Origin of the sequence: Acidisphaera rubrifaciens HS-AP3, assembly GCF_000964365.1 — a bacterium.
GTDB classification, from domain to species: domain Bacteria; phylum Pseudomonadota; class Alphaproteobacteria; order Acetobacterales; family Acetobacteraceae; genus Acidisphaera; species Acidisphaera rubrifaciens.
In genome coordinates this window covers 1-11,739 of record NZ_BANB01000259.1, presented here as the reverse complement: position 1 = coordinate 11,739, position 11,739 = coordinate 1, and the positions used below count along the sequence as shown (strand labels likewise).

General features: G+C 69.9%; 13 protein-coding genes and 3 pseudogenes. 9 read left to right on the top strand and 7 right to left on the bottom strand.

Annotation, left to right across the window (positions count from 1 at the left end):
- The 4 genes from B8460_RS08890 to B8460_RS21795 all read right to left on the bottom strand — a co-directional run.
- The coding region (locus B8460_RS08890; protein ID WP_048861233.1) for a DUF308 domain-containing protein at positions 1-483 on the bottom strand (483 nt) is incomplete at its 3' end.
- A gap of 2 nt (positions 484-485) precedes the next feature.
- Positions 486-953 carry a CBS domain-containing protein gene (locus B8460_RS08885; protein WP_084623392.1) on the bottom strand — a complete coding sequence of 156 codons (468 nt, stop codon included), beginning with the start codon at positions 951-953 and terminating at the stop codon, positions 486-488.
- A gap of 74 nt (positions 954-1,027) precedes the next feature.
- Positions 1,028-1,372 (bottom strand): c-type cytochrome, encoded by a 345-nt coding sequence (locus B8460_RS08880; protein ID WP_048861231.1) that lies wholly within the window; start codon positions 1,370-1,372, stop codon positions 1,028-1,030.
- Between the two features lies 1 nt (position 1,373).
- Positions 1,374-1,757, bottom strand: a complete 384-nt coding sequence (locus B8460_RS21795; protein WP_158322778.1) for a Spy/CpxP family protein refolding chaperone — start codon at positions 1,755-1,757, stop codon at positions 1,374-1,376.
- A gap of 366 nt (positions 1,758-2,123) precedes the next feature.
- Here B8460_RS21795 and B8460_RS08870 point away from each other — a divergent pair, with 366 nt between their 5' ends.
- Both B8460_RS08870 and B8460_RS08865 read left to right on the top strand, forming a co-directional pair.
- Positions 2,124-2,999: an ADP-polyphosphate phosphotransferase gene (locus B8460_RS08870; protein WP_048861236.1), complete on the top strand. Its 876-nt coding sequence runs from the start codon at positions 2,124-2,126 to the stop codon at positions 2,997-2,999.
- Positions 2,996-4,114 (top strand): RMD1 family protein, encoded by a 1,119-nt coding sequence (locus B8460_RS08865; protein WP_048861229.1) that lies wholly within the window; start codon positions 2,996-2,998, stop codon positions 4,112-4,114. The genes B8460_RS08870 and B8460_RS08865 overlap by 4 nt, the downstream gene beginning before the upstream one ends.
- A gap of 24 nt (positions 4,115-4,138) precedes the next feature.
- Here B8460_RS08865 and B8460_RS08860 read toward each other — a convergent pair whose 3' ends face one another.
- Positions 4,139-4,888 carry a helix-turn-helix domain-containing protein gene (locus B8460_RS08860; protein WP_148360473.1) on the bottom strand — a complete coding sequence of 250 codons (750 nt, stop codon included), beginning with the start codon at positions 4,886-4,888 and terminating at the stop codon, positions 4,139-4,141.
- 89 nt (positions 4,889-4,977) lie between these two features.
- On the opposite strand from B8460_RS08860, the gene B8460_RS08855 reads away from it, so the two are divergent.
- The 3 genes from B8460_RS08855 (at position 4,978) to B8460_RS08845 (ending at position 7,638) form a co-directional block, all read left to right on the top strand.
- Positions 4,978-5,589 (top strand): response regulator transcription factor, encoded by a 612-nt coding sequence (locus tag B8460_RS08855; protein ID WP_048861227.1) that lies wholly within the window; start codon positions 4,978-4,980, stop codon positions 5,587-5,589.
- On the top strand, positions 5,586-7,151 hold the full coding sequence (locus tag B8460_RS08850; RefSeq protein WP_048861226.1) for a PAS domain-containing sensor histidine kinase: 1,566 nt from the start codon (positions 5,586-5,588) through the stop codon (positions 7,149-7,151). Before B8460_RS08855 ends, B8460_RS08850 begins: the two co-directional genes overlap by 4 nt.
- A gap of 121 nt (positions 7,152-7,272) precedes the next feature.
- Positions 7,273-7,638 (top strand): response regulator, encoded by a 366-nt coding sequence (locus tag B8460_RS08845; protein WP_048861225.1) that lies wholly within the window; start codon positions 7,273-7,275, stop codon positions 7,636-7,638.
- Positions 7,639-7,674: 36 nt separating this feature from the next.
- Here the strand turns inward: B8460_RS08845 and B8460_RS08840 are convergent, their stop codons facing one another.
- The gene (locus B8460_RS08840) at positions 7,675-8,103 is read right to left on the bottom strand and encodes a DUF4864 domain-containing protein (RefSeq protein ID WP_052945186.1); all 429 of its coding nucleotides are present in this window, start codon (positions 8,101-8,103) and stop codon (positions 7,675-7,677) included.
- Between the two features lie 255 nt (positions 8,104-8,358).
- On the opposite strand from B8460_RS08840, the pseudogene uvrB reads away from it, so the two are divergent.
- Positions 8,359-10,512: pseudogene (gene uvrB / locus B8460_RS08835) on the top strand (excinuclease ABC subunit UvrB); the annotation flags it as partial.
- Here the strand turns inward: uvrB and B8460_RS23750 are convergent.
- Positions 10,513-10,704, bottom strand: a pseudogene (locus B8460_RS23750) (DUF4347 domain-containing protein); the annotation flags it as partial.
- 344 nt (positions 10,705-11,048) lie between these two features.
- On the opposite strand from B8460_RS23750, the pseudogene B8460_RS23370 reads away from it, so the two are divergent.
- The 3 genes and pseudogenes from B8460_RS23370 to B8460_RS23620 form a co-directional block, all read left to right on the top strand.
- Positions 11,049-11,177, top strand: a pseudogene (locus B8460_RS23370) (phage tail protein); the annotation flags it as partial.
- Between the two features lie 111 nt (positions 11,178-11,288).
- Entirely contained in the window at positions 11,289-11,561 is a 273-nt protein-coding gene (locus B8460_RS23365; RefSeq protein WP_241771152.1) for a phage tail protein, read from the top strand.
- Positions 11,562-11,595: 34 nt separating this feature from the next.
- A partial coding sequence (locus B8460_RS23620) for a phage tail protein (RefSeq protein WP_199445590.1) occupies positions 11,596-11,739 on the top strand: 144 nt, incomplete at its 3' end.

Sequence of the window (11,739 nt, the reverse complement as noted above, 5' to 3'; positions counted from 1 at the left end):
GACGACGACGATGCCGAAGAGCATCGAGATCGCCCCTGCCACCCCGGGCAGCCATCCCAGCGGCCCGAGCGACAGGCTCGATGCCAGCAGCAGCGCGCCGGTCACCAGCGCCCAGAGGCCGGTCGTGAGGACGAGCACCAGCAGCGACATGCCGGGCCACATCAGGATCACTGCCGCGAGGCCGAGATTGATCAGCCCTTCCACCGCCAGCAGCGCCGGTCGCCGGTGATAGGCGAACAGCGCCGAGCTGATCGCAAAGGCGCCGTCCACCACCAGATAGGCCGCGAGCACGAGGAGCAGCGCGGCCAGCGTGACCTGGGGCCAGATCAGCATCACGATGCCGAACGCGATGCCGAACAGTCCGCGCAGCGCCAGCACCCACCAGCGTCGCGGATGCATCAGCAGCAGCAGGCGGCCGGTGTCGTCCGCGCCGCCCGTGCGGATCACGTCGATGCGCATGTCGAGGCGTTCGGTGCCGCGCATGGCTACACCAGAAGCGCCGGCGTGCGGGCGAGGGCGGCGATCATGTCCGATCGGCTCACGATGCCGACGACGCTGCTCCCGCGCAGGATCGGGATGCGTTTGACGCCGTGCCGCGACATCAGCTCGGCCAGCTGCGGCAGCGTCGCGTGTTCGTCTGCGGTCACCACGTGGCGCACCATCAGTTCGGCGGCGGTGCGTGTGTCCTGACGCAGATAGTCGAGGAATTGCTGCGAGAGCGCCTCGCCCTCCGCCACCATGCTGAGCCACCAGTCGCGCCGCAGACGGGCCGACTCGCGGAACGGCCGTAATATGTCGCCCTCGCTGACGAGACCGACCAGCGTGCCGTCCGGCTTGCAGACGGGCAACGCGCTGATGTGGCGGTCCGACAATACCCGGACGATCGCCTCGACGCTGGCTTCCGGTGCGATCGTCACCGCCGGCGACGTCATGATCTGAGCTGCCGTGATCATGCTTCCCTCCCTGGACCAAACCAGGATGCGGCCACTCGCCGCCCGTCGCCTTGATCCCGGTCAACCACCGTCGTTCAGCGGGCGGGCGCCGCCGGCTTCAGGCTCAGGACATAGGCGCTGATGTCGTCGATCTGCCGCGGGGTCAGGCGATAGTCCGGCATCTGCCCGTGCGAGGTCCCGAGCAGGACGTGCAGCGCGCGCGAGGTGATCGCCGGGTTGCGCGCAAGTGCGGCGAACCCCGGCGCCACGTCGGAGGAGCGCGGCGGGGTCGCCGGCTCGACGGCGTGACAATGGCTGCACCACGCGCGGGCGAGCGTGTGACCCGCCTGCGCATCGCCGAGACTCTGGGCGCGCGCCGCATGCGGTGCCGCGAGGAGCAGACAGGCTGCCAGTGCGGCCGCGGCATGTGTCTGGTTCATGTCACACGCCGCCCGGTGCGGTGCCCGTCATCTGGTCTGCCATGGCACGCTGCGCCGGCGAGAGCACGGCGTAGAGATCTCGCGCCGGCCCCGCGAGCGCGCGCAGCATGTCCGCCCGGGCGGACAGAAGCTGCGCTGCGGCGGCCATGCGTTGCGGCCATGCGTCGTCCGCCCCGGCCATGCCCGCGCCCGCTGCCGCCCCCGTGTGCCCGGGCGTCATCTCCGATGCGTGCGTGGCCGCCTGCCGCAGCGCCGCCGCCATGGCGTCCCATGCCGGAAGCTGTTGCGGGGTGAGTCCCAGTTCCGCCTTCATGTAGGCGATGCGCCCCTCGATGTGATCGAGACGCGGCATCGCGCCGGCGCAGCCCGCCTCGCGCGCTGCCATCATTGCATGCATGCGGCGCATCATGCCCATCATGGGGCCGTCATCGGCCGCCGCTCCGTGGTGCCCTGCCATGCCCGCGCGGCCCGTGGCCGGCTGGTCCGCCGCCATCGGCGGCCGGTCGCCCTCCCCGGCCGCGCCCGCCGCGCGCGGGCCGGACATGATCGTTGCGGATGCAGCGATTGCCAGACCGAGTATGGCGGCACGGCCCATGCGTTGCGGATTCATCACGAAACCTCCTGCACCGGCGGCCCGCGACGGCCGCGATCGGACGAGCCTGTCATGTGGCGGCGGCGGCGGCCTTGAGAGAGGTCAATTGCTGGCACGACCCGCGCGGCCTATCCTGTCATCCTACCGGTGAAGGGCGTCATGCGGATCGACCTGGATGATTTCCGCGTCAAGGAAGACAGCCGCGTCAACCTGAAGAAGTGGCCAACCCTGGTCGAGCCCTTCTACAAGTCCCGCGCGCATTACGAGGATCTGCTGACGACGCATGTCGCGCGGCTGAGCAAGCTGCAGCAGCTGCACTACGCCGCCAACCGGCATGCCGTGCTGCTGATTTTCCAGGCGATGGACGCGGCGGGAAAGGATGGCGTCATCCGGCACGTCATGTCCGGCGTCAATCCGCAGGGGTGCCAGGTCTTCAGCTTCAAGCATCCATCCGCCCTCGAGATGGAGCACGATTTTCTATGGCGCACCACGCGCGACCTGCCGGAACGCGGACGGATCGGCATCTTCAACCGTTCGTACTACGAGGAGGTACTGATCGTCCGCGTCCATCGCGACATCCTGCGCGATGAAGGCATCCCCGAACCCGACATGCGGCATGACGACGTGTGGACGGAGCGCTATCGGTCGATCAACGGCCTGGAACGGCATCTGCACGTCAACGGTACCCGCATCGTCAAGTTCTTCCTGCATCTGTCGAAGGAGGAGCAGCGTCTGCGCTTCCTCGCGCGGATCGACGATCCCGACAAGCGGTGGAAGTTCAGCACCGCCGACATCACCGAGCGCGGCTACTGGAAGCAGTACCGCCACGCCTACGAGGCGTGTCTGTCGGCGACCAGCACCACCCATGCGCCGTGGTACGTCGTCCCGGCGGACGACAAGCGCAATGCGCGCCTGATCGTCTCGGAAATCGTCGTCGCCACGCTCGCCGCGCTCAAGCCGGCCTATCCGGAGATGAGCGCGGAACGCGAGGCGGAGCTGCGCGAGATACGCCGCCAGCTCGCGGCGGAGGCATGAGCGATCCCGGTCATCCGGGCATCGCGGCAGGCGAGATCATCTTCTACCGCCTGTTCGACATCGCCTATGCGATCGACCTCCGCCGCGCCGAGGCGGCGCTCGCCCGCAGACCGGCCGCCGGGGCGCGACGCAAGCGGTTGAGCGCCACGCCGCCCAAGGCGGTGTCCTTCGACTCCCCGCCCGTCGTGCTCGGCCTCGATCCGGTCCTGATCCCGCTCGACGGCGGCACGCAGGAGGCGTCGGTCGCCGGCCACCTCTACGATTTCGGCGTCCTCAGCCTGACCCTGTCGGTGCCGGTGCGCGACCTGCCGTGGACGGCCTTCGTCGATCGGTTGAACGCGCTGGCCGCCGCACTCGGCGACGCGTCGGCCGATCCGCTGTGGTCCTCGCTCGTCACGCGCGTGCGCGCCGAACTGGCCGAGGCGCTGGTGCGCCCGTCCGAGACGCCGTTGCAGGAGGATTACACCGTGGCGCTGGTGCGCGCCTTCGACCAGCCGATGACCGCCGCGCGCATCGCCGCGGAAATCGACCTCGTGCCGCTGCTGTCGGGCGAGCACCTGCCGCTTGCCGACGATGCCCGCGCGGAGCTGCTGCGCACCCGGTTCTCGTACTATGTCGACGACTACGCGGTGCTGACCTGGGACCGCGCCTTTGTCTATGAGCCGCACCCGGACACCGACGTGATCGACGTCCTGGAGGTCGCCAACGCGCAGCTGCTGGAGATGCGCTATTACGACGAATTGCTGGATGACGAGCTGCCGCGCATGTACGACCTGGTGGAACAGACGCAGCGCAGCGGCCTGCTGTCGTCGCGCCGCTTCGCCAAGCTCGCGCGGCGGCTCTATACCCTGGTCGCGGAAGTCACCGAACTGACCGAGCGCGTGGACAACGCCCTGCACGTGACCGAGGACGTCTATCTCGCGCGCGTCTATGCGGGCGCGGTCGACCTGCTGCGCGTCAAGCTGTTCAGCACGGCGGTCGAACGCAAGCTCGCGATCATCCGCGACACCTACGCCGCCCTGTACGACGAGGCCGGGGCGCGCCGCGCGGAGGTGCTCGAGGTCGCGATCGTGGCGCTGATCGTCATCGAGATCGTCATCGCGCTCTGGCGCTGACCCGTGCCGCGCGGCGCCGGCCCGTCAGTGAAGCTGCTCCAGCGCGGCCGGCAGGGCGGCGGCGTCGCGCAACGTGATGTGGGTGCGGCTGACGGCGATCAGGTGACGCCGGCGCATGTCCGTCAGGCCGCGGCACACCGTCTCGATCGTGAGACCGAGGTAGTCGGCGATGTCGCTGCGGTTCATCGGCAAATCGAAGGTGGGGCTGCCCGGCGTGCCGATGCGGGCCTGCATCTCCAGCAGGAAATGCGCGATCCGCTGCGCGGCGCTCATGCGCCCCAGCAGCACCAGGCGCGCCCGTGCCGCGCGCATCCGCTCCGCCAGCATGCGGCGCAGCGCGCCGGCAAAGGCCGCATCCGTGGCGGCGCGGCTCTCGATGGCGCCGCGGGGCACGCGGCGCAGCGTGGCCCGGGTCACCGCCTCGGCGGAATAGTCGAAGGTATCGAGCGCTTCCAGCCCGATGATGTCGCCCGGATAGAGGAAATCCGTCACCTGCCGGCGGCCGTCATCGGTGAGGGAGACGAGACGCACGCAGCCGCTCAGGATCTCCCAGCACGCGTGGGCGGGGGTGCCGTCGGCCACGATCTCCTGATCGCGGGCGAAGGTCACGCCCGGCCGCGCGCCTGGAAGACCGTCCAGCAGCGTCGTTGCCGCGGCCCGGGCGGATGGCGTGGCGGCCGGGTGCGGTCCGGCTGGATACCCTTCGGCCGGGGGCAGCTGTGCCACCTGGCCCATGGGGAGGGGGCTGGTCCGTGTTGCTGTCGCGGTGAGCATGGTGCCATTCTCCGAACGGGTGCCGGGGCACAGAAAGCCTCGGATGATCGCCCGGCGGAATTCGTGTGCATGCGTACGCAGAATCACTGATGGCAACAGCCGGCGCGGAGACCGTACATGTCGTCGATGATGACGACGGGGTGCGCGACTCCCTTGCCTTCCTGCTGCAGCAGGCCGGATACGCGGTGCGCGCCTATGCCGCCGGCGCCGCGTTGCTGGACGCCGCGCCGGACGGCGACGGGTGCATCGTCAGCGATTACCGGATGCCGGAGATGGACGGGCTCGCGCTGCAGGCGGCGCTGTCGGCGCGCGGCGTGCGGCTGCCGGTCATCATGATGACCGCCCATGGCGAGGTGCCGGTGGCCGTGCGCGCGATGAAGGCGGGGGCGATCGACTTCCTGGAAAAACCGGTGGACGAGCGGACGCTGCTGGACGCGGTGGACCGGGCGCTGTCGGCCAGCAGGTTGGCGGTGGCCGCCAGGGCCCGCAGCTCGGACGCCGCCGGGCGGCTCGCCCGCCTGACCCCGCGCGAGCGCGAGGTGCTGGATCTCCTGGTGGCGGGACGCACGAACAAGGAAATCGGCCGCGTGCTCGGTGCAAGCCCGCGCACCATCGACGTTCACCGCGCGCGGGTGTTCCACAAGATGGAGGCCGAGACGCTGCCCGACCTCGTGCGGCTGGTGCAGGACGGGCGCGCGTGACTGACGGGACCGCTGCCCTGCCGCCGGAGCCGGCCGATACCGCGCGCTCGCTGCTCGATACGATCGTGGCCTCGTCCAACGACGCGATCATCGGCAAGCGGCTCGACGGCACCATCACGTCCTGGAACGCGGCGGCGGAAGCCCTGTTCGGCTTCTCCGCGGCGGAGATGGTCGGCCGCTCGATCCTGACCATCATCCCGCCCGACCGGGTGGAGGAGGAGGACGCGATCATCGCCCGCGTCCGCCGCGGCGAGACGCTGGTGCATTTTGAGACCGAGCGCGTGGCCAAAGGCGGTCGGCTGGTGCCGGTCTCGCTTACTATTTCGCCCGTCCGGGACGCGCGGGGCGCCGTGATCGGGGTGTCGAAGGTTGCCCGCGACCTCAGCCGGCTCCGGCAGGTTTATGTCGACCTGAAGGAGCGGCAGGAACTGTTCCTGGCGGTCCTGCGCACCGTCCCCGACGGGCTGATCGTGATCGACGCGGCGGGGATCGTGCAGGCAGCGAACCCGGCGGTGGAGCGCATCTTCCACTACGCCGCCGACGAACTCGTCGGACGCAGCCTGAACGTGCTGATGCCGGATGCCGACCGGGCCGCGCACGACCGCTACCTCACGCATTACCTCGAGACCGGGGAGCGGCGGATCATCGGCATCGGCCGCGTGCTGCGCGGCCAGCGCCGCGACGGGACCGTGTTTCCGATGGAGCTGCAGGTCGAGGAAGTCAGCACGCCGGGCCATCGCCTGTTCACCGGATTCGTCCGCGACCTGACGGACCGGCACGCCCGCGAGCGACGACTGGTTGAACTGCAGGCGCAACTGATCCATCTGTCGCGCCTGAGCGAGCTTGGCCAGACGGTCTCGGCGCTGGCGCATGAGGTCAACCAGCCGCTCGCGGCGATCGCGAACTACGCGAGCGGGATGCGGCGCATGCTCGGGCCCGACGCCGCGCCGGAGTTGCTCGCCGCCGTCGACAAGGTGGCGGCGCAGGCGGAACGGGCGAGCCGGATCGTGCAGGGCGTGCGCAGCCTTGCCCGCAAGGGCGACCGGCCACGCCGGCCGGAGGCGCTGCGCCCGGTGATCGACGAGACGGCCGAGCTGGCCCTGGTCGGGCCGGGCCGGGACGTGACCCTGACAGTGCGGATCGGCGACCGGGCGAGCCATGCCGACATCGACCGGGTTCAGGTGCAGCAGGTGCTGTTCAACCTGCTGCGCAATGCCGTGCAGGCGCTGGACGGGCGGCCGGTGCGACGGATCGAGGTGACGACCCGCCGGCGCGACGCGATGGTGGAGGTGGAGGTCGCCGATACCGGTCCCGGCCTCGCGGAGGAGGTACGGTCGCGGCTGTTCCAGCCCTTCCTCACCACGAAGGCCGAGGGGCTTGGCGTGGGTCTTTCGATCTGCCGCACCATCGTCGAGGCGCATGGCGGCGAGATCGCGGCCGTGGACCGGCCGGGGGGCGGCTGCGTTTTTACCTTCAGCCTGCCCGCCTGCGATGGCCCCACGCCGGGGGCCGGGGACAGGGTCGCAGGCACGCCCGGCGAGGAAGTTGCGGTGGATCAGTGACCGCGGGCCGGCGCACGCTTAAATGGCACGGTTCCCGCTTTGGTTGCTTTCATAGAAGGTCACGGCCGGGCGGGCGCGGGCTGCCGCGTTCGGTCAAATCATTGGTGGCGGCGGGAGGCATATGGCGGACAACCTGTCCGGGCGGGTCGCGGTCGTGGACGACGACGAGGACGTGCTCGATTCCTTTCGTTTCATGCTCGAGCTCGCCGGGTTTTCGGTGGCGACCTATCTCTCGGCCGCGTTGTTCCTGGCAAACATCCCGCCCGATCCGTTCTGCCTGATCGTCGATCATCATATGCCCGTGATGACGGGCCTTGATCTGGTCGCCCGGCTGCGCGACAGCGGCAGCGGCGTGCCGGTGGTGCTGGTCACCGCCGCCGTCTCGCCGGCGATGGTCGCCCATGCCGCGCGCGTGGGCGTCCGGCAGGTGCTGCAGAAGCCCGCGCGGGAGGCCGACGTGATCGCCTTCGTCGCCAGCTGCTGCTGACCGGCGGTCGCTGACGCCCGGTCCCGGCCTGCGCGATCAGGTCCCGACATCGTTCCCGAGCGTCAGCGCGCATCCGTCGATCCGCCAGGAGCCGTCTTTCTCCCGCTCCATCGTGTAATGGGCGCGCGCCGAGCGACCGTCCTGGCCGATCAGGTCCACGTCCTGGGTCACCTGTCCGTGCTCGCTGCCGATCGGGCCGAAGGTGACCGATTGCGGGCGATAGACCGGCTGATAGGCGTGCCGGACCATGGCCATGAAGCCGTCGGCCGAGCCGAACAGCGCCTGGATATGCGGCGAGGCGAGGGCGAAGGCCGCCGGCCCGTCGTCGTGGCGGAATGCCTCGATCTGGCGCGCGATCACCGCGTGGACGGCGGCGCGAACGGCCGGACCGGTGGCGTCCTCGGCCGAGGCGTGCAACGCGCCGAGGCCGGCGATGACGGCGAGCGCCCCCGCCGCCGGCAGCAAGCGCGCCGCCCGCGGGGTCCATCGGGCGGGAGGGCGCAGGGCGGTGGTGCGTCGGCCAGCACGGAACATCGGTCCACCTCGTGTCGGTTGTCATCCTTCGGACGCGCCAGCCCGCCCGGACGGGATGTTGCATGCGATTACGTGCGGAGTGCCGTGCCGGATCACAACCGGCGGTCGCGGATTTCGGCCCCCGCGGCCGGGGGCGGTCCGGCGGGCCCCCTCGACGCGGGCGCGCCCTCCGCCCATCTTCGCCGCATGCCCGATACGATCGAACGCCCGCCGCCCGCGCTGTTCATGCCGCCCCGCCAGCCGGCGAAGCCGCCCACCCGGCGGCTGAAAGTCGTGTCGGACTACGAGCCCGCCGGCGACCAGCCGACCGCGATCGCCGAGCTTTCCGCGGGCGTGGCGCAGGGCGAGCGCGATCAGGTGCTGCTCGGCGTCACCGGCTCGGGCAAGACCTTCACCATGGCCAAGGTGATCGAGGCGGCGCAGCGACCGACGCTGATCCTCGCGCCGAACAAGACGCTGGCAGCCCAGCTGTACGGCGAGATGAAGGCGTTTTTCCCGGACAACGCCGTCGAGTATTTCGTCAGCTACTACGACTATTACCAGCCTGAAGCCTACGTCCCGCGCACCGATACGTATATCGAGAAGGATGCGCAGATCAACGAGCAGATCGACCGCATGCGCCACGCCGCGACGCAGGCGCTGCTGGAGCGCAACGACGTGGTCATCGTCGCGTCCGTCTCCTGTATCTACGGTATCGGCTCGGTCGAGACGTATTCGCGGATGGTGGTGCGGCTGGAGCCGGGCGGGCGCATCGAGCGCGACGCGCTGGCGCGGGCGCTGGTCGATCTGCAATACCGCCGCAACGACACCGCCTTCCAGCGCGGCGCGTTCCGTCTGCGCGGCGAGACGGTGGACATCTTCCCCTCGCATTTCGAGGACCGCGCCTGGCGCGTCACGCTGTTCGGTGACGAGATCGAGAGCATCAACGAGTTCGATCCGCTGACCGGCGAGGTGACGGCGATGCTCGACGGCGCCACCGTCTATGCCAACAGCCACTACGTCACGCCGCGGCCCACGCTCAATCAGGCGGTGGGCGGCATCAAGGCGGAGCTGCGCATGCGGCTCGAACAGCTCAACGCCGAGGGCAAGCTGCTGGAGGCCGAGCGGCTGCAGCAGCGCACGACGTTCGACCTGGAGATGATGGAGACGACGGGAAGCTGCAAAGGCATCGAGAATTATTCCCGCTACCTCTCCGGCCGCAACCCGGGCGAGCCGCCGCCCACGCTGTTCGAATATCTGCCGGAAAACGCCCTGCTGATCGTGGACGAAAGCCATGTGACGGTGCCGCAGATCGGCGGCATGGAACGCGGCGACTTCGCGCGTAAGTCGATCCTGTCGGAGTTCGGCTTCCGCCTGCCGTCCTGCATCGACAACCGGCCGCTGAAGTTCGACGAATGGGAACGGTTCCGGCCGCTGACCATCTTCGTCTCCGCGACGCCCGGACCATGGGAGATGGAGCGCACGCAGGGCGTGTTCGCCGAGCAGGTGATCCGCCCCACCGGCCTCGTTGATCCCGTGTGCGACATCCGCCCCGTCGAGCGGCAGGTGGACGACCTGTTGGCCGAATGCCGGGCGACGACGCAGCGCGGCGGGCGGGTGCTGGTCACCACCCTGACCAAGCGCATGGCCGAGGATCTGACGGACTACCTGACCGAGAACGGCGTGAAGGTGCGCTATCTGCACAGCGACATCGACACGCTGGAGCGCATCGAGATCATCCGCGACCTCCGCCTCGGCGTGTTCGACGTGCTGGTCGGCATCAACCTGCTGCGCGAGGGGCTCGACATCCCCGAGTGCATGCTCGTCGCCATCCTCGACGCCGACAAGGAAGGCTTCCTGCGCAGCCAGACCTCGCTGATCCAGACGATCGGCCGCGCCGCGCGCAACGTGGACGGGCGGGTGATCCTGTACGCCGACACCATGACCCGCAGCCTGCGCGCCGCGCTGGAGGAGACGGAACGGCGGCGGACCAAGCAGGTCGCGTGGAACGAGGCGCACGGCATCACGCCGCAGAGCGTGCGCAAGCAGATCGGCCGGGTGCTGGAGAGCGTGTTTGAACAGGACTACGTCACCGTCGCCCCGGTGAAGGACACCTCGGCGGCGGAGTTCGTCGGCAAGGACCTCAAGGCGTCGATCGCCGACCTGGAAAAGCGCATGCGCGCGGCGGCCGCCGATCTCGAATTCGAGCAGGCGGCCCGGCTGCGCGACGAGATCAAGCGGCTGGAAGCGCTCGAACTCGGTCTCGAACCGCCGCCGGCGCCGAGCGCGAGCCTGCGCCCCAAGCGCGACCGCACGCCCGAACCGCTGGGGCCGGGCGGCGGCGGATACGATCCCGACAAGGTCGAGCCGCGTGGTGCCGAGCCACAGGACGCCCGGACTTCCATGCGCCGCGATCGCGATGCCGGCGACGTCCGCGTCGTGCCGCGCCGCGAGGCACGCGGCGATGGCGGCGAGCCCGTCATCGTCCGGCGGCAGATGGACGATGCGGACATCCGGCGCGGCCGCGGCGGCGAGGCCGGCCGCGTCGTCCACCGCGCCGTCGATGAAAAGCCACTGGACGCGGGATGGCCGACCATGGGCCGGCGCGCGGGTCCCCGCGCGGGCCGGCGCCCTGGCGCGCGCGCGGATCGTCGGCGGAATGTGGGTCGTCACCGGCTCATGCCTCGGCTCACGGGGGCCTCCCTGATGGATGCGCGCGAGCGGCCGGTCTGGGCGCCGGTTGCTGCAAGCGCGAGACGTCAAAAGGCGATCGTCGACCCCGGACCTTCACCCCTTCGTAGAGACGAGACACCATCCGTGCAAGCTGCACCGCCGCTCTATCCGCTTGCAAGCGAGTATCGATCCATGGCAATTCAACCGTTAGGGGAGCGAACCATATGTCAACGCCCTATATCGGCCAGGTGCTCGCGGTCGGGTTCAATTTCCCGCCCGAGGGCTGGGCGCTCTGCGACGGGTCGCTGCTGTCGATCGCGCAGTACGGTCCGCTGTTTTCGCTCCTTGGGACCACGTATGGCGGCGACGGGGTCAACACCTTCGCGCTGCCGGATCTGCGCGGCCGGGTGCCGCTGCATGCCGGGCCCGCCAACCCGCTCGGCATGACGGGCGGCAGCGAAAGCGTGACTCTGACCGCCGCGCAGCTGCCGGCCCATACCCACGCCGTGAACACGTCCGCCAAAGCCGGGACCACCAACGCGCCATCCGCCGGTGTTTCACTCGCAACGACCGGCGGCACGCCGGTGCCGCTGTATGCGCCCCCCGGCACGCTGCAACCGATGGGGCCGTCCGCCGGCGGCGCCACCGGCGGCGGCCAGCCGCATGACAACATGCAGCCTTTCGTCGTCCTGAATTACATCATCGCCCTGGTCGGCGTGTACCCGTCACAGGGCTGACGGGGCCGTCCCGTCCGATCGCGGAGGCCTGCCAATGACCACCGCCTTTCTTGGCCAGATCCAGCTCTTTCCGTTCATCTTCGCGCCGAAGGGCTGGATGCGGTGCGAGGGGCAGGTGCTGTCGATCGCGCAGAACACGGCTTTGTTCGCGCTGCTCGGCACGCAGTTCGGCGGCGAC

Coding starts and splice junctions, on each gene's coding strand:
- B8460_RS08885 (WP_084623392.1), bottom strand. CDS start 953: ATGATCACGGCAGCTCAGATCATGACGTCGCCGGCGGTGACGATCGCA.
- B8460_RS08880 (WP_048861231.1), bottom strand. CDS start 1,372: ATGAACCAGACACATGCCGCGGCCGCACTGGCAGCCTGTCTGCTCCTC.
- B8460_RS21795 (WP_158322778.1), bottom strand. CDS start 1,757: ATGGCAGCGCGCGAGGCGGGCTGCGCCGGCGCGATGCCGCGTCTCGAT.
- B8460_RS08870 (WP_048861236.1), top strand. CDS start 2,124: ATGCGGATCGACCTGGATGATTTCCGCGTCAAGGAAGACAGCCGCGTC.
- B8460_RS08865 (WP_048861229.1), top strand. CDS start 2,996: ATGAGCGATCCCGGTCATCCGGGCATCGCGGCAGGCGAGATCATCTTC.
- B8460_RS08860 (WP_148360473.1), bottom strand. CDS start 4,888: ATGCTCACCGCGACAGCAACACGGACCAGCCCCCTCCCCATGGGCCAG.
- B8460_RS08855 (WP_048861227.1), top strand. CDS start 4,978: ATGGCAACAGCCGGCGCGGAGACCGTACATGTCGTCGATGATGACGAC.
- B8460_RS08845 (WP_048861225.1), top strand. CDS start 7,273: ATGGCGGACAACCTGTCCGGGCGGGTCGCGGTCGTGGACGACGACGAG.